Annotated in this window: 14 protein-coding genes and 1 pseudogene; 11 read left to right on the top strand and 4 right to left on the bottom strand. The window is 62.6% G+C overall.

The window, feature by feature from the left end; translation table 11 throughout:
* Positions 1-12: 12 nt before the first annotated feature.
* Complete coding sequence (locus tag ACZYZ5_RS01660; RefSeq protein ID WP_463898768.1) at positions 13-297, bottom strand: suppressor of fused domain protein; 285 nt, start codon at positions 295-297, stop codon at positions 13-15.
* 669 nt (positions 298-966) lie between these two features.
* On the opposite strand from ACZYZ5_RS01660, the gene ACZYZ5_RS01655 reads away from it, so the two are divergent.
* Positions 967-1,188 carry a DUF4190 domain-containing protein gene (locus tag ACZYZ5_RS01655; RefSeq protein ID WP_463898711.1) on the top strand — a complete coding sequence of 74 codons (222 nt, stop codon included), beginning with the start codon at positions 967-969 and terminating at the stop codon, positions 1,186-1,188.
* A gap of 809 nt (positions 1,189-1,997) precedes the next feature.
* Here ACZYZ5_RS01655 and ACZYZ5_RS01650 read toward each other — a convergent pair.
* Positions 1,998-2,231, bottom strand: coding sequence for a hypothetical protein (locus tag ACZYZ5_RS01650; RefSeq protein ID WP_463898710.1), 234 nt, complete (start codon positions 2,229-2,231; stop codon positions 1,998-2,000).
* 267 nt (positions 2,232-2,498) lie between these two features.
* On the opposite strand from ACZYZ5_RS01650, the gene ACZYZ5_RS01645 reads away from it, so the two are divergent.
* The 3 genes from ACZYZ5_RS01645 to ACZYZ5_RS01635 all read left to right on the top strand — a co-directional run bounded on the left by ACZYZ5_RS01645 (position 2,499) and on the right by ACZYZ5_RS01635 (position 4,222).
* Positions 2,499-2,897, top strand: a complete 399-nt coding sequence (locus ACZYZ5_RS01645; RefSeq protein ID WP_463898708.1) for a hypothetical protein — start codon at positions 2,499-2,501, stop codon at positions 2,895-2,897.
* Between the two features lie 100 nt (positions 2,898-2,997).
* Positions 2,998-3,495 carry a hypothetical protein gene (locus ACZYZ5_RS01640; RefSeq protein WP_463898707.1) on the top strand — a complete coding sequence of 166 codons (498 nt, stop codon included), beginning with the start codon at positions 2,998-3,000 and terminating at the stop codon, positions 3,493-3,495.
* A gap of 109 nt (positions 3,496-3,604) precedes the next feature.
* Complete coding sequence (locus ACZYZ5_RS01635; protein WP_463898705.1) at positions 3,605-4,222, top strand: hypothetical protein; 618 nt, start codon at positions 3,605-3,607, stop codon at positions 4,220-4,222.
* Between the two features lie 200 nt (positions 4,223-4,422).
* Here ACZYZ5_RS01635 and ACZYZ5_RS01630 read toward each other — a convergent pair.
* Positions 4,423-4,926, bottom strand: a pseudogene (locus ACZYZ5_RS01630) (SOS response-associated peptidase).
* A 384-nt stretch (positions 4,927-5,310) separates the two neighbouring features.
* On the opposite strand from ACZYZ5_RS01630, the gene ACZYZ5_RS01625 reads away from it, so the two are divergent.
* The 3 genes from ACZYZ5_RS01625 to ACZYZ5_RS01615 all read left to right on the top strand — a co-directional run bounded on the left by ACZYZ5_RS01625 (position 5,311) and on the right by ACZYZ5_RS01615 (position 7,998).
* Positions 5,311-5,658 (top strand): hypothetical protein, encoded by a 348-nt coding sequence (locus ACZYZ5_RS01625; protein WP_463898704.1) that lies wholly within the window; start codon positions 5,311-5,313, stop codon positions 5,656-5,658.
* A 59-nt stretch (positions 5,659-5,717) separates the two neighbouring features.
* A complete protein-coding gene (locus ACZYZ5_RS01620) occupies positions 5,718-6,413 on the top strand; it encodes a GAF and ANTAR domain-containing protein (protein ID WP_463898702.1) in 696 nt (231 codons plus the stop codon).
* A gap of 1,252 nt (positions 6,414-7,665) precedes the next feature.
* The gene (locus tag ACZYZ5_RS01615) at positions 7,666-7,998 is read left to right on the top strand and encodes an aldo/keto reductase (RefSeq protein ID WP_463898701.1); all 333 of its coding nucleotides are present in this window, start codon (positions 7,666-7,668) and stop codon (positions 7,996-7,998) included.
* Positions 7,999-8,414: 416 nt separating this feature from the next.
* Here ACZYZ5_RS01615 and ACZYZ5_RS01610 read toward each other — a convergent pair whose 3' ends face one another.
* Positions 8,415-9,548: a PucR family transcriptional regulator gene (locus ACZYZ5_RS01610; RefSeq protein WP_463898700.1), complete on the bottom strand. Its 1,134-nt coding sequence runs from the start codon at positions 9,546-9,548 to the stop codon at positions 8,415-8,417.
* Positions 9,549-9,746: 198 nt separating this feature from the next.
* Here ACZYZ5_RS01610 and ACZYZ5_RS01605 point away from each other — a divergent pair, with 198 nt between their 5' ends.
* Genes ACZYZ5_RS01605 through ACZYZ5_RS01590 form a run of 4 tightly spaced genes read left to right on the top strand, consistent with a single transcriptional unit; the run spans position 9,747 to position 15,871 of the window.
* Positions 9,747-11,078 (top strand): MFS transporter, encoded by a 1,332-nt coding sequence (locus ACZYZ5_RS01605; RefSeq protein ID WP_463898699.1) that lies wholly within the window; start codon positions 9,747-9,749, stop codon positions 11,076-11,078.
* The gene (locus tag ACZYZ5_RS01600; RefSeq protein WP_463898697.1) at positions 11,075-12,700 is read left to right on the top strand and encodes a thiamine pyrophosphate-dependent enzyme; all 1,626 of its coding nucleotides are present in this window, start codon (positions 11,075-11,077) and stop codon (positions 12,698-12,700) included. The genes ACZYZ5_RS01605 and ACZYZ5_RS01600 overlap by 4 nt, the downstream gene beginning before the upstream one ends.
* A 12-nt stretch (positions 12,701-12,712) precedes the next feature.
* Positions 12,713-14,119, top strand: coding sequence for a gamma-aminobutyraldehyde dehydrogenase (locus tag ACZYZ5_RS01595; RefSeq protein WP_463898696.1), 1,407 nt, complete (start codon positions 12,713-12,715; stop codon positions 14,117-14,119).
* A gap of 18 nt (positions 14,120-14,137) precedes the next feature.
* Entirely contained in the window at positions 14,138-15,871 is a 1,734-nt protein-coding gene (locus ACZYZ5_RS01590; RefSeq protein WP_463898695.1) for an amidohydrolase, read from the top strand.
* Positions 15,872-15,877 lie beyond the last annotated feature (6 nt).

The raw sequence follows: 15,877 nt of genomic DNA, 5'->3' as shown, positions 1-15,877 counted from the left end.
CTGCCAGCCCCATCACCCGTTCAAGGGTCCAGGGAGGCTGCGATTTAGGTCGGAAAGTCTAGGTGGGTCCTCATCCCAGAGATCGAACAGGCCTTCCAAGCCGTGTTCCTTCACGCGCTGGGCTTCTTCGCCGAAGACTGGTGTGGCGTCCAGGAAGACTACGTGGTGCCCGTTGTCGAGGTGCAGCGGCGGAATGAAGTCGTCGGTTCTTTCAAGTATCAGCCAAGACCTGAAGGGCAGACCTAGAAGGATGCGTTCATTGCTTGGAGTCACTAAGTGGCCGGGCTCCAGGAAGATCCCGTCTGAGATCAGATCATTGGCATCATGCCGAAGGCAGCTCTGAATGTCTCACTCCCAGCAGACACGCACGTATACAGTTCGAACCCGTGCCCGTGGTTCAAGGGAGCTGGCACCAGCGCGTGAAGTCCAAGCGTGGCATACAGGTGAAGTCGGTGACGGGATGTCCCATCCGGCCATTCGAGCAAGCCAATCGTGCCTGGCCTGTTGTCGAACTTCCAATATTCAGGCTCTCCGCCAAAATGCGTCTCGTAGTGAGCATCCACCGCTTTTACGCTGCCCAAGTCCGTTACCCCCCTGTGCGCTGGTCATCTACAGCCTATGGCTTCTCGTCGCAGAGCGTTTCAAGTGGATCCTTTCTCGTGGTTCAGATGGCCGGGACCGTTGGTTGTTGGTGCGGTGTCCCGTCGCGGAGCATGGCCCAGAGGACGTTGAGGCGGCATCTGGCTTACAGATGACCGTTTCAAACGCCCGAACAGGCATCGGGGGCGTCCGGTATAGAATCCCGAAACGAACACTTCGGCTCCGTTCTGTCTGCGGGCGGTGCTAGCTAGACTCGCTTGTACTAACGAGGTTGGGGGAACCGAAATGAGTACGCCTATGGTGCCGTCTCGCACATCAACTGGCCGACTGAACAAACTGTCCATTGCGGCCATCATTCTCGCCGTCATGGCTGCAGCAGGATTCTGGGTATTCGGCGTCGCGGTTCTCGCTGTCTTTGCAGTGGGGGCCGGACACGTTGCCCTCAATCAGATCCCTCTGGGAGGCGAACGAGGCCGCGGGCTAGCCATTGCTGCCCTGGTCGTTGGGTATGGCATAGCCACGCTGGCATTGATCAACGCTCTGGGGTTCATACCGAGCGCGGTCCAGCAGATCTCAATGGAGTACTGAGGCTGACGAGCCTAGCCTCCAGCCTTGACGCTTCTTCCTCGGGACTACGGCGAGGACCGTCCCGAAAAGGGATCCCCAAAAGGAATAGGTCAGGGCCTGTGCAAGGCTCGGCCCATGCCGGCATTGATTGGACGGAGAGCAGTGGGAAGCGTTGAATTGCCGTATGGCTGGGGGTGTTGGGGTGCTTGTGCTTAAGCAGTTGCGGGTGGATGGCCGGCAGGTGCCGTGGAGTCTCACCCTCAGTCTGTTATGCTGGCTCATTCCCGGTGTGCGGTCCGGCCTCGGCACGCTGATCGCACTATTGTTCGTGCCGCCCGAGTTAAGAGACACCGGTTGGTTCGGGTCTTGGACCCTTGCCGTTTTGGCCGGATACACAGTGGTCGTGATCGGCGTTCCCATTCTGATGCTTTACAGGTCTCGACTGGCCAGAGGCCTCCTCACCCTTGTGGCCGCATGGTTTGCCGTCGCTGTCATCGCAGCCCCTTCCCTAGAACCTATGTGGGCCTTTATCCCCGTCGTAATCGGGACGGTACTGATGTGGCTTCCACCGACCAATCAGTACCTCCGAAAACGCATCGTCCTAGGAAACGGCGCTGCTCTATGAACGCTTACTGCGAGCTCGGCAACTAACTGTCCGTTCAGGGTTCCTCTAACGGACCGGCTTACGGGACTCGTGGCAGTCGGAGAGGCGGCAGGTGAGTCGCTGCCCGTAGTCGTGGAGCGCCTGTTTGCTTTCACCAGGTTCTGCACGGAGGCGTTGTCAGCTTGCCGGCGGGGCGGTACGCCGATGGGTTTGCGGTTGCTTTCAGTCATGATGCGTTCCTTTCCTCGGCTGCTTCCAGGCGGGCAACGAGTTCGTGGGTGATCTGGTAAAGGTCTTCAGCGACATTGGCTGCCGACCGAGGCTGGCTCTGTGCGGCTTCGGCTGTGCCCTTCAGCACCTCGTACCATTTGGGGGCGGCCTTGACTTGTTCTTCAAGCTCATGGACCGGCACTCCCCTATCGCGGGCTGCCTGGGCCGGGGCCTCCGCGTGCCGCACCATTCCGTTGAAAAGAACGGCATCCGTGCCAAAGGTCTCCGCGATGGCTTCCCGCGTTGTCCGGTGAACGTTCCCCTTGTGGGCACGGCCGGCGTGCAGACGACTTTGAACAATCCGTGCAGCTGAGTTCGAAAAGCGACATGAGAGGTGTCGTTTGCCGAAGTCGTCTGCACACGCACAATGGGTCCCTTTTGACTGGGCGTCTGTTCGGACGCATAGGCGGAGCGAGACCGACGCGGCACCCGCTTCCGATGCATCTAGGGTGGAACCATGGGGGCAACAACGAGCGAGCGAATTTCCAGTTGGACACCGGGCAGCCGCAGGAGGAATGTCCTCGCTTGGGCGGCCGTGGCAGCGATCCTGGCCCTTGGTTGGGGCGCCTACGCCGGCACGCTTCTATCGGTAGCCGGACTCGACGGCTGGTGCGGGATTGCTTGCGATGGCGAATACCGCCCGGCGTCCTGCGCCTCGACGTCGGGGTGGCGGCAGTTTGAAATGACTATCACCCTCGCTCAGCTTGTCGCCCTGCCCATCTTGGTCTTCAAAGGGATCAGATCGGCTTCGGGGGGCTGGTTCGACCGCGGCTGGATGCTTTGGCTCTCCGCGGTCCTGCTGATCTGTATCGCAGTGGCACCCCTGAACAACTCACAGCTCAGCTACCTCCCGTAGCCTCTGCCGAAAATCGGTCGTTGTTGACTGACTCGTATAGGCCACCTTCACCGGTGCAGGTGGCGCTACTTCTCCTACGCCTTCCGCTAGGGTGTCGAATATGGGGCCGACAGCCGTGCGAAATGTAAAGACAGTAGCGTCGCCTCTCCTGGTCCGGGCCGTTTCCACCGGTGCCCTGCTGGGTGCGTGTATCAGCTCCGGCATCTCAGCGATTTCGACCATTCAGGCAGCCCTGTATCCGGAGCAGTTTGGGCTCTGGGGCATGAATGGCGGCCAGATATTCTTCATCGCCATACTTGGGCTCGTTATCGGAGCCGTTGCCGGGCTGGCAACGGGTGCCGGTTCGGTAGCGGCGCTTTGGATTGACGCCAATACGTCCTTATCAGTTGTACTGCCACGCGCGCTCACCGCTGGGTTCGGAGCAGCCGCGGTGACGGCCGTTTACACCGTCATCGCCTTCCACACACTGGGAGCAACTGGGTGGGCGCTGGCAGGATTCGGAGCCGGGTTCGCCACAGTCTCCGGGTTGCTGGCGGCCTTTCATACTCGACGGCTTATCCGCCGATACCATTCCACCGGCCAAAATCAGGCCCACTGAACGTTCCGCTTAGGACACACATCGCATTGCAGACGACTTCTGATATTCAGTGCAGCCGACTTCTGAAAATGACAGCCGGCCCTCCAGCGGCATCTGCTAGAACTAGTGAATGTTTGAAACCTTCGCTAGACGGTTCACGGCCACGTCCCAGGGTCCGACGCGGTCATCTGAGACGGCAGAAACGCAGCCAGTTCTCCAAAGGCTTTTCGACAAGTATGGTGGGACCACTTTCAACGAGGGTCTTTACAGGGTCCATGATGCTGTCTCGTCTGGTGAAGCCACCAGGGACGCCGCTGTTGTGTATCCGGCGCTGAAGTTTCCATGGGTATGTTTTGGATACGACTGGCTGGGGCGTCAATTTGCCCTCGACTACCACCGTGGCACAGCTGACAACCCTGAAGTGGTGATGCTCGAGCCCGGAACGGGTGAGGTCTTTGAGGTGCCCGTTACTTTCGAGGATTTCCACGACTACGCCCTCTTGGAGTATCAGGATGCCTGTCTCGCACCAGAATTTTTCGCGGAATGGCAGGCTCACGGAGGTGATACCCCCAGGATTTACCAGTGCATCGGGTATAAAACTCCGTTGTTTCTTGGCGGACTCGATGATGTCTCCAATCTGGAACTCTCAGACCTCGATGTCTATTGGTCGATTACGGGCCAACTCATAACGTCAACCCGCCATCTTCCATCGGGCACTCATGTATCAGGCTTGGGACTTATTAACTGACTGAAACCTGATGCCGTCAGAATCTGCACCCGTAGCCGTTCCTGCCGAAGCCCCTGGTGTAATCGCAGCGCCAGGTAAGCGATCCCCTTACGAACAACCAGGCGTCTCCTAATCCGCTAGTCCGACGTAGACCAGAAGCACGTACCTTATGTGGCTCAACCCTTCTGGTCATATTCTCTCTAGCCCAGTGCCCGTTACCCCTAGATAACGTGGCCGAGGGAATCATGCGCCGTCGTAGTCAGAACGGTGCAGCTGAAAAGCCACCGGTTCGGGTCATCTTCGGGAAGGGACGGGTCCGGCCAGAACTCATACAGCCCGGCGAAGGCAAGGACATTCTCCTTTTCGGAGTAGAGGTAATTCGGGATCTTCTTCCCGTCCTCGGTCTTCTGCCACTCGTAATAGCCCTCCGCCGGGATCAGGGCACGGCGTTTGACGGCGGCCCTGCGGAACGAGGGCTTGTCCAGGATCGATTCGCTGCGGGCGTTGATCAGCTTCGAACCGATCTTGATGTCCTTGGCCCAGGACGGAACCAGACCCTACCGGGCGATCAACAGCCGCCGGTCCACGGAGCCTTCGTCCAGGCGCTCCGCGATGATGGGCACGTCCTGGGTCGGGGCGACGTTCCAGCTGGGCGGCGGCGGGCTGCCCTCGATCTCCTGAGCCTCGAAATGGCTGAGAAGGTCCACGGTGGCCTTGGACGTCACGTATCTGCCGCACGTGGATTCATTGTGCCCCACGCCGCATTCACCGGAAGGCGAATCCGGGTGCGGGCAAGACACGCCGCACTGCGGTTGGACGATCCGCGGATCAGCTATTACAGTCTTGCGGTATCGAATGCAGGCAAACGGACACGACGTCCGGGAAAGGGGGCGCACATCACCGCCGACCAACACCACCAACCCACTGGTTCATTCGCGAAAGCCCCTCTCCCGAGGGGCTTTCCTATTGAATAACGTGGTGTAGGCGCCCACGACTTCTACGGCGGAAACCGTCAGGGGTCGAGGGGCAGGACCTGGCGGCGGCCGGGCCGGTTGCGCCGGTCATTCAGGGTCTTCCCCGGACAGCAAGACCAGTGGGACGATGCTCTTATGAGCAGTAAGTACGACGGGGCAGCGTCGGATCACGGGCCCCACCAGCACGCCCATACAGCGCCGACGACACAGCAGATACGCACTGTCGGGCAGCGTCGGCGCGAAGCGGAGGAAAAGCTGGAACATCACCTCGCTGAAGCGCGCGGCAAAGACGGACACCCCAGCCCCCTCCGGGAAAGTGCAACGGGGCCCGCCGGCGTCGGCCGCGTGGACGGCGGGGACGTTGCCGCCATCCAGAACGATGACCGGCTAACCGCCGCGGACCGGGTCGACCTGATCGCCAATCAGGCTCTCTCCGCACCGGACGAGAACCGGGCCCCGGATACGACCAGCGGAGGGCAGTAGTGGGCGCGGACCGGGCAGAGGGAAGCGGCAACCCAAACGGAGGGGGCAGTGTCAGCTCCGTGCTGGCAAGTCAGCTCAGCGACCTCGCACGGGAGTTGCAGAAGGAAGAGGACGTCCATGCCGTCCTGTCCGCTATCATCGATGCCGCCCTGGACCTGATCCCGGGCACGGCGCATGCTTCCATCAGCCTCGTCACCGGCCGGAAGAAGGTCGACTCGCAAGTCGCCTCGGGAGACTTGCCGCGCCAGGTCGATGCCCTGCAGAACTCCACCGGGCAAGGACCCTGCCTGGACGCCGCTTACAAGGAACGGGTGGTTCGAGTCCCGGACCTCAGCCGGGAAGACCGCTGGCCGAAATTCTCCCTGGGCGCCGTGGAACTCGGGGCACGGAGCATGCTGTCGTTCCAATTGTTCGTCGAGGGTGACCGGCTCGGTGCGCTGAACCTCTACGGCGACGGCCCGGACGCGTTCAACAGCGAGTCCGAGCAGGTCGGACTTCTTGTCGCCGCGCACGCCGCCGTGGCTTTCGCGGACTCCCAGAAGATCAGCCAGCTCGACGAAGCCCTGATATCCCGGCAACTGATCGGCCAAGCAGAAGGCATCCTCATGGAGCGATACAAGATCACCGCCCAGCAGGCCTTCATCCTCCTCAGCCGCACCAGCTCCCGATCGAACATCAAGCTCCGCGACATCGCCGAACATCTCGCCAACAGCGGGGAAGTCATCACCCCGAGGGCCCCCGCAACCGAGAGCTGAAGTTCGCGACCTGCTCAGCAACGACACTCCGATTCGTTCGACCACAGCACACCCCTTGAGGCTTCCAATGGAAGGACCGATCCCGGATAAGGGTCAGACCGAGCTCTTCCTTCTATCTAAGGGCGTTGGAAGGAAGGGATGAAAATGGCGGCTTGGTTCCGCAGCGGAACTGGTTCACGAGTAGTAGCTACCTGATCGGACTGTGCATGGCGACCCGCCGCGACGTCCGCCGGCGCCGCACCCTGAGTCTCCTCGGGGTTCCGGTCCCATGCCTCCGCCCGAAAGCATCCACACTCTTACGTGGGGCTCTCAACCCTGCCCGGCGTTCAGAGCGAGCGAGACGGGCAAGCATGCCGCAAATAAAAGCCATCCAGAGAACCGCCACAAGGAGGACGATACAAATCAGGGCCGGAGGAGCCGCATCCAATGCAGGTGTATGCGGCATCCACCAGTCCGGTTCGCGGTGGTTGGAGCACCTGGATCGACTCGATGACCAGATGCTCGTCTGTGGCACATCCCATACACCATGGTCTCCGCCCGCGGACACGGGCCGCCTTGCCGTGGTGCGGGACAGTCGACATCCTCAAACTCCTTTGCCCGGAGCGCCCCGTCCGGGATCTTCCGGCCGTGGCACAACACCCTCATGCCTCGCCGGCATCAGAGTAGTACTTCACCGGAATGCTGACAATGACCAGCCAACCGCCGACCTGACCTGACGGTCGTCCTTACATTCCTGGCACACCGACGGAACCGGATGTAAGCCCATACGGCCCAGGCGCCGTGCGGCTCCTCACGCCTAGTCTGGGGTGATGGACAGTGTCTTCCAGATGCAGCGCCTCGTTGGCTGGTTCGACCTTCGGCTCGGCCCGGCAAGACTGTCTCCCTTGGTTCCCGACGCCGGGGGGCAGATATCCGACGTATATCGCTATGTCGACGTCGTTCTTGACAACGCATCGGCAGCCGTCCGGTCCGGGTGCCTGCGCGTTTCAAGGTGCGCAGCGGGGACGCCCAGGTTCCACAGCATGGTGCCCGGACCTGCAGGCAGGCTCTCTTTGTTACCAGGCCAGTAATTTACGGCCGGCGGGTGATTTAGCGCGGGCTGCCGTCCCGGAGCCAGCACGCCGGGGTTTTCCTGTCCTGAGCTGATGCCCGTGCCGCAGGTACGGCTCGGGTCCCCGGGCGGACCCTGTCCTTGAGGACCGGGTGTAGGTGCGCCAGATCAAGGCGACGGCCACAGCGCCGGCAACACCGGATGCAGCGAGGATCAGCTGTTTACGCTGCCCTTCGTCCCGGGGTACGTGCTCTGATGCTCTGCGAGAGATTTCTGCGCCTGAGGAAATCCAGAAGGATATCGAGAATACTCCGTGACGCTCTGCATCCCTACGCCGACGACATCGTCATCGCAACGAAAGTCGGCCAGACCCGCCAGGGCCCCGAACGGTGGACCCCGACCGGCGTCCCTTCCAACCTGCGCCAGCAGGTCGAAATGGAACTGCGACACCTCGGGATTGATCGCATCGACCTCCTCCAGCTGCACCGCATCGACACAGAAGTCCCCTTCGAGGATCAGATCGGCGAACTCTAGGCTCTTCAGGACGAAGGCAAGATCCGTCATATCGGCCTCAGCGAGGTCACCGTCGCCGAAGCTGAAGGACACCGACCGAGGTGGCATTGCACCGTTTGGGAGTCAACATGGGTCATGCCTGTTCGTTCCACTTTTCCGCACATCTCATAGGCAACGGGTACGTAGCGGCATGACCGACACTCACTGGACGCCCTTGCAGAAGTGGGGCACCCAGGCTCTGCTTGCGCCGTTGCTTAGGGGTCCGTTGCCGCAGCGAGTGGTCGGTGGGGTTTATCCAAATCTGCTTGCAGCCCACCCTCCTTTCTCATCGCGGGCGTATTCCGAACTCCGCGCTGACCACTCGCGCACCAAAAATCGGAAGCGGACGACGCCGGGACCTCCCGCCGTCGTCCGTTTCTGTCAGGTGCCAACATGTGTCATGCCCACGCCACAACAAGCCGGGCAGCCTGCTCCGGGACTGTGAGGTCAATTCCGGTTAGCTCCTGAAACCGGTTGAGCCTGTTGAGGACCGTGTTCCGGTGGCAAAATAGCTTTTCCGCGGTGAGCGTCACGCTGCCCGTTTGAAGAAAGTGCCGCGCCGCCTCCGTGAGTCTTTCCCGTTCCACGCCACGGCATGGGTCAAGCGCAGCGTCAAGCTCTTCCACAAGGTCCAGCCCGGCTTCCGCGAGTTGCCGCTTGGCAAGCCTGGGCCACGCATGGTTGGCCGACAGTGGTCCGGTATCCGCGGGCTGCAGGAGGGCCGCCAAACTTGAAGCAGTCCGCGCGGTTTTGGGCAGTGCGCGCAGGCCGTTCGCTTCGGCTACGCCGCAAGGGATGTCTGCAAATACCTGGGGCACCGTTGAGATAACTGCCCTTACTTCTCCCGTTCGTGGCGCTGCCACGGGCCAGAAGACATAGGCCATGTCGCCCGATTCCCGGAGAAAAAGTCTTAGATTGCGCTTGGCCGCGGCCTTTACCTGGGCCGCCCGCAGTTGGGCGGCGGCGCTCCCACTGGCTGCGACGAGCCCAAAACGAGCATCGACTGAGACCCCCAACGCGTCTGCGACCTGGCCGGCGGTCTCCGCAGAGGGACTCACGACACTGAAGAGTCTGGCAATGAACTCGTTCTGGATGCTGGACTCCTCCTGAGCCATCCGCACCCGTTCATTGAGGTAACTCGTATGCGTGCGGACGGCGAACTCGTCGACAACCCGCCACACTTGATCCACCCGGGCGGTCAACAGGGGCGCATCTTCTGGAGTGGCAATAGCCAGCAGTTCTGCCCAAAGGATGGTGAAGTCCAGGCGGACGGCAGAGACCAGCGCTTCGGCTGGAATCCCGGCCCTTGCGCGTTTGGCGCCCAGAGACGCAGAAATGTCGCCGTCATAGTCCGCCCCGGGCTCAGCGCTGCCACCGTTCCTAAGGCCGTTCACCAGCCTGTGGAAGGTTTCCCGGGCCGTCTGCATGATCTCTTCGGTCTCAACCGTTGACTCGCCATATTCCGGGATCTCCCGGACCTGGCTGATGAATTTTTTTGCCAACGTGTCGACCCGGTCGTGAAGCAGTTCCACGAGCTCGGACCATCTCCGGGAGACTGCAGAATTATCAAGATTGTGCATTTACACACCATACAGATCGATTTCGGTTGCCGCTAGCTAACCAGTTTGAGCAAATCTACTGAGACAATTGAGTCAGGTGAGACCCGTCACACCGCTTCCGGCCTCGGCCGCCGGGAGCAATCCGCACTAGCATCCGTCATTGGAGTGAGCATGGCAACCAGCAGCCCCGCAACAGGTCTCGGACCACCAGTACTCCGCGTTGTAGACGAGCGCGTGACGAAAAAAGTGGCCCTGGCAGCCCTGGTGGGCACCGCCCTGGAATGGTACGACTTCTTCCTCTTCACCACGGCTGCCGCCCTGGTGTTCAACGCCCAGTACTTTGTTTCGGCGGATCCGTTCGTCGCGGCCATGAGTTCCTTCGCCACCCTTGCCGTGGGCTTCGTGGCCCGCCCCATCGGTGGGTTCATCTTCGGAGCCCTGGGCGACAAGGTGGGACGCAAGAAGATCCTGATGATCACTATCGTCGGGATCGGCGTTGTAACTGGCCTGATCGGTCTGCTGCCGAACTATGCGACCATCGGCGTCGCGGCCCCCATCATCCTGGTGGCGCTGCGGATCCTGCAGGGACTCGCCGTGGGCGGCGAGTGGAGTGGTGCGGTGATTATCGCCGTCGAGAATGCCCCGGTGGAGAAGCGTGCCCGCTACGCCGCCCTGCCCCAGATCGGTTCCCCGATCGGCACCATCCTGTCCTCGGGCGGCTTTTTTGGCATGCTCTACCTCGTTGGGCAGACCAACTTCGATGCCTGGGGCTGGCGCATCCCGTTTATCGCGGCCATCCCCCTGCTGGCCATCTCGATGTGGATCCGCAGCAAGCTCAGCGAATCCCCTGAATTCGAAGCCTTGATGGAGTCCGGCGAGACGGAACACGCACCCATCCGAGGTGTCCTGACGAATAGTTGGCGCCAGATCCTGGTCGGCGGGTGCTCTGCACTCCTCGGCATCGGGGGCTTCTACCTCATCACCAGCTTTGTGGTCTTCTACGGCACCAAGGTCCTCAAGATGCAGTACGAAACCCTCCTCATGGGCGCGCTCCTCGCCGCGGTCTTCGAGATCTTCGTCATCATCTGGGCCGGACGGATGGGTGAGAAGTACGGCGCCAGCAAGGTCATCCTCTGGGGCGGCATCGCCTCGGCCGTCGTCGCTGTACCCGTCTTCCTCGCCATCGACACAGCCAACCCGGTCCTGGTGATCCTGGCCATGATAGTCGGCGTGTGCACACTGTCTATCCCTTACGCCGTCTCCGGCACCGCGCTGACCTCGCTCTTCGCCACCAAGGTCCGTTACACCGGGGTAGCTATCACCTCCAACGGCGCTGGCGTGATTTCCGGCTTCGTGCCGCTGATTGCCACCGCACTGGTTGCCGCCAACGGCAACTCATTCTGGCCTGGCGCGATCATACTCCTGGTGGTTTCCATCATGACCGCATTGTCCGGCATCTTCCTGCCGGCACTCAGCATCGAAGAAGAAGGAATGAAGCATTGAGCACCCAAACCACCGCTGGACACCTGATCGTTGCGCAACTCGAAAAGGCCGGCATCAAGAGGGTCTACGGTGTCCCCGGCGAAAGCTTCCTGGATGTCCTGGACGGCCTGCACGGCTCCTCCGTTGAAACCGTGGTGACCCGGCATGAAGGCGGCGCGGGTTTCATGGCCCTCACCGAGGGCCGGCTCACTGAGCTGCCCGGCGTGGCGATGGTGACCCGTGGCCCTGGCGCCGCGAACGCGTTCATCGCTGTCCACACCGCACACCAGGACGCCACCCCATTGATCCTCTTTGTGGGCCTGATCCCGGTTGCGGACCGCGGCCGGGAGTCCTTCCAGGAGTTCGACATCAATGCGTGGTTCGGCAGCACCGCCAAGAAAGTGGTGACGCTCGACGACGCCGCTTCCGCCGCGCGCGTGGTTGACGACGCCATCTTCACTGCCTTGAGCGGCCGCCCCGGGCCGGTGGTCATCGGACTCCCCGAGGACATCCTGGTCCACGCCATCGACTCCGGGACTGTGGAGCCCAGGGCGGTGGCCCGGTCCGAGCCGACCGCGGCGGATCTGGCTGCGATGGAACAGCGCCTAACAGCATCGAACAATCCGCTTGTTGTGGTCGGCGGCGAGGGTTGGGATCAGTCGTCTTCCGAGGCGCTGGCTGGCTGGGCAGAACGCCACGGCGTTCCTATCCTGGCTGATTTCCGCGCCTACGACGCCGTTCCGCACCATAGCGGTGCCTACGCTGGGTACTTGGGCTACGCCCGCAGTGACGCCAACGCGGCACGGTTGGACGAGGCCGATCTCCTGGTCTTCGTCGGCTGCGTCCGCGCCGATGTGCTCTCCGACGGCTACCGGCGTGGTCTCGATGCGGTAACCGTCGTCGTCAACGCCGACGCCGACCTGCTGGGTCATTTCGGCCGGTTGGATCAGCACATCCCCGCCCACGTCGCGTCCTTCGCAACGGTCCTCGCCGGGACCGCCTCCGAGGTGAAGCCGGCCGCTGGCTGGCTGGCCGAAGCCCGCGCCGACTACGAAAAGTTCTCCACCGCCCAGCCGGACGGAGGCACGGGCGTGGACCTCGCCGTCGTGATGGAAATCCTGAAACAGGAAATGGACGACGACGCCGTCATCACGTACGGGGCAGGGAACCACTCGCTCTGGCCGGCCCGCTACCTCAAGCACAACTCCGCGAACTCACTGGCTGCACCCCGCAACGGCGCCATGGGCATGGGAATCCCCGCAGCCGTGGCCGCGTCCCTGGCGTACCCGGGCCGCCAGGTCATCTCCGTGGCAGGCGACGGCTGTTTCATGATGAACGGGCAGGAGATCGCCACGGCAATGGGCCACGGAGCACGGTTTATCGCCCTCGTGGTGGATAACGGAATCTTCGCCACCATCCGGGAGCACCAGGAAAACCACTACCCCGGCCGCCCTTCCGGTACGCACATGACCAATCCTGACTTCGCCGCCTTGGCCCGCTCCTACGGCGGTTACGGCGAACGGGTGGATCGGGCAGAAGACTTCGCTGCCGCGTTCCGGCGGGCAGCCGATTCCGGGCTTCCCGCCGTCTTGCACCTGCCGCAGGACCCAGCCACCCGCTCGCCCCAGACCGCCAGCAACTGACCGGAGTATTCCATGATCACCCTGAACAACATCATTAATGGCCAGTCCGTTCCGGCAGCGGCCTCCTTGCCTTTCTTCGATCCGGCCACCGGTGCCCAGCTCGGCAGCGCACCCGACAGCGACTCAGCCACCGTGGACAGTGCCTTCCAGGCCGCGCACACGGCGTTCACGGGCTACAAGCGGACCACCCCGGCCGAACGCCAGGCGATGATGCTCAAACTGGCTGACCTGATCGAGGCCAACGCCGACCGGCTGTTGGAGGCGGAAGTCGCCTGTACCGGAAAGCCCCGGCAGATCACCAGGGAGATCGAAATCCTAAGGGGCGCGGACCAGCTCCGCTTCTTCGCCGGTGCGTGCCGGGTGGTATCCGGTACGGCACAGACCGAATACGTGAGGGGATTCTCCTCGACGGTCCGCCGGGAACCACTGGGAGTGGTCGCCCAGATTACTCCCTGGAATTACCCGTTCATGATGGCCATCTGGAAGATCGGGCCGGCCCTGGCTGCGGGCAACACGCTGGTGCTCAAGCCGGCCGATACCACGCCCTGGTCCACAGTGATCCTGGGTGAGCTGGCACAGGAGGCCTACCCTGCAGGGGTGGTGAACATCCTCTGCGGCGGCCGCGCAACCGGCGCGGCCATGGTGGACCACGAGATCCCGGAAATGGTGTCCATCACCGGTTCGACCCGCGCCGGGGCGCAGGTCATGTCCGCGGCCTCGAAAACGCTCAAGGACGTCCATCTGGAACTCGGCGGCAAGGCCCCGGCGATAGTTTTCGCCGACATCGACATCGCGCTGACCGCCAAGGAGATCGCGCTCAGTGCGTTCTTCAACGCCGGGCAGGACTGCACCGCCGTGACCCGCGTACTGGTGCACGAAACCATCCACACCGAGTTCGCAGCCGCCCTCGCCGACGCCGCTACCGCGCTTCAGGTGGGCGGTGACAGTGCCGACCTCGGACCGCTTAACAGTGCCGCCCAGCTGGATCAGGTGGAGGGCTTTATGTCGCGGCTGCCGGCCAACGCCAAGGTCCTCGCCGGCGGCAAGCGCACGGGTACCGGTTACCACTTCGCCCCGACGGTAATCGATGGCGTCTTCCAAAACGACGAGGTGGTGTGCGATGAGATCTTCGGCCCCGTCGTCACCGTCCAACCCTTCCGCACCGAGGAAGAAGCACTGGAGCTGGCCAATGGCACCAAGTACGCCCTGGCGTCCAGCGTCTGGTCCAACAACCACGGAGTGGTCACCCGGGTCTCCAATGAGCTGGACTTTGGCACCGTCTGGATCAACTGCCACCAGGTGATTCCGGCCGAGGCCCCGCACGGCGGATTCAAGCACTCCGGCACCGGCAAGGACCTTTCCGTCTTCGGGCTCGAAGACTACACACGCATCAAGTCCGTCACCACCTCCCACCGCTGAACCCACGCTAGGTAAACCATGAAACTCGATCTGCTGCTGTGCAATGCGGACATCATCACCATGGACGAGCGGCGCCCGCACGCCACCTCGTTGGGCATCTGGCAGGGCCGCGTCGTCGGGCTCGACGAAGACCTGTACGGGCTGGACGCCGTTAAGGTCCTGGACCTCCACGGCGCTACGGTGACTCCCGGCTTCATCGACGCCCACTGCCACACCACCTGGTTCGGCCTGGGGCTGGCAGAAGTGGACGTTGCTGACGCCCGCGGCCTGGACCAGCTGTATGCCCTGCTGGAGGCTGACATGGCTACGGTTGGCGCCACCGGCGAGGAGAAGACGCCGGATCAGCAGTCAGGATGGCTCATGGCCACCGGTTTCAGCCAGACACAGCACGGAGGCAAGTTTCCGGACATCGCCGTGCTGGATCAGATCACCGGGAACCGGCCATTGTTTATCCGCCACAACTCGGGGCACATGGCCGTGGTCAACACCGCGGCGCTGCGGCTGGCAGGTGCCGAGTCACCGTCGTTCGCCAACCCCGACGGCGGGGTGATAGTCCGGGACGCCGCCGGTCTGCCCACGGGGCTGGTTCAGGAGACGGCGCAGCAGCTGATCCAACAGCTGATCCTGCCCTATACGGTGGATGGCATCGAAGCCGCGCTGGACCGTGGAACCCGGTACTACGCGTCGGAAGGAATCACCAGCTTCACCGAAGCCGGAATCGGCGGCGGGTGGATCGGACACAGCCCCGTGGAACTGGCCGCCTACCAGCGCGCTATGGCAAACGGCCGGCTCCACGCACGTGCACAGCTCATGCCGGTCCTGGATGCCCTCCACCCACTGGATGGGCATGGCGCAGATTCGGCTGGCGCGGCAGGCCTTGATTTGGGCATATACAGCGGGTTTGGCAACGAATTCCTGTCCCTTGGGCCGGCCAAAGTTTTTCTGGACGGCTCGCTGTTGGGCGAAACGGCCGCCGTCAGCGAGGCCTACTGCAGCCACGGACACACCGACAACAGCAGCAACACCGGGTATTTCCAGGCCGATCCGGGAGCGTTGCGGAACCGGATCGAAGCCGCCTACGCGGCGGGCTGGTCCGTGGCCGCCCATGCCATCGGGGACCGGGCTGTGGATCTGGCGATTGACATCATCACGGAGTGCGCGGAAAAATACGGGCCGCGGACCGTGCCCAACCGGATCGAGCACGCGTCCATCACCAGGCCTGAACAGGTGGCCCGGATCGCGGAGGCAGGAATCGCCGTCACCCCGCAGGCCAGCTTCTTCGCCGACGGCGGCGACGGCATGACAGCCTCGCTGGGCCAGGAACGGCTGGGCTGGGCCTACCGGGCGGCATCCTTTCTGGAGGCCGGAGTGACCGTTGCCGGCAGCTCGGACCGTCCGGTGGCAGACGGCAACGTACTCCGCGGGATGCAGGCATTCGTGGACCGGCGCACCTCTACCGGAAAGGTCTTCGGGAATCCGGATGAGCGGCTGACGCCGATCCAAGCACTCGCGGCCTATACCACCGGAGCCGCCGCGGCCACTGGCACGTCCCACATCAAGGGCGCACTGACCGCCGGGAAACTGGCAGACTTCGCTGTGCTGTCCGGCTCTCCGCTCGCCGTCGACGATATCTCCGGGCTCCAAGTGCTCGCCACTTCCGTCGGCGGCACGTTCACTCATCTAACACCTGGCCTGCAATGGACCGACGGTACGCCAAAGGTTCTGCAGCACAGCCCATCAGAGAATTCATAGGGGTAT

This window comes from Pseudarthrobacter ribosi (assembly GCF_055412865.1).
This window is presented reverse-complemented; position numbering and strand designations above follow the sequence as displayed.

Excerpts from the sequence above, each read along its gene's own strand:
- ACZYZ5_RS01655 (WP_463898711.1), top strand. The coding sequence starts at position 967 with ATGGCTGCAGCAGGATTCTGGGTATTCGGCGTCGCGGTTCTCGCTGTC.
- ACZYZ5_RS01650 (WP_463898710.1), bottom strand. The coding sequence starts at position 2,231 with ATGGTGCGGCACGCGGAGGCCCCGGCCCAGGCAGCCCGCGATAGGGGA.
- ACZYZ5_RS01645 (WP_463898708.1), top strand. The coding sequence starts at position 2,499 with ATGGGGGCAACAACGAGCGAGCGAATTTCCAGTTGGACACCGGGCAGC.
- ACZYZ5_RS01640 (WP_463898707.1), top strand. The coding sequence starts at position 2,998 with ATGGGGCCGACAGCCGTGCGAAATGTAAAGACAGTAGCGTCGCCTCTC.
- ACZYZ5_RS01635 (WP_463898705.1), top strand. The coding sequence starts at position 3,605 with ATGTTTGAAACCTTCGCTAGACGGTTCACGGCCACGTCCCAGGGTCCG.
- ACZYZ5_RS01625 (WP_463898704.1), top strand. The coding sequence starts at position 5,311 with ATGAGCAGTAAGTACGACGGGGCAGCGTCGGATCACGGGCCCCACCAG.
- ACZYZ5_RS01615 (WP_463898701.1), top strand. The coding sequence starts at position 7,666 with ATGCAGCGAGGATCAGCTGTTTACGCTGCCCTTCGTCCCGGGGTACGT.
- ACZYZ5_RS01605 (WP_463898699.1), top strand. The coding sequence starts at position 9,747 with ATGGCAACCAGCAGCCCCGCAACAGGTCTCGGACCACCAGTACTCCGC.
- ACZYZ5_RS01595 (WP_463898696.1), top strand. The coding sequence starts at position 12,713 with ATGATCACCCTGAACAACATCATTAATGGCCAGTCCGTTCCGGCAGCG.
- ACZYZ5_RS01590 (WP_463898695.1), top strand. The coding sequence starts at position 14,138 with ATGAAACTCGATCTGCTGCTGTGCAATGCGGACATCATCACCATGGAC.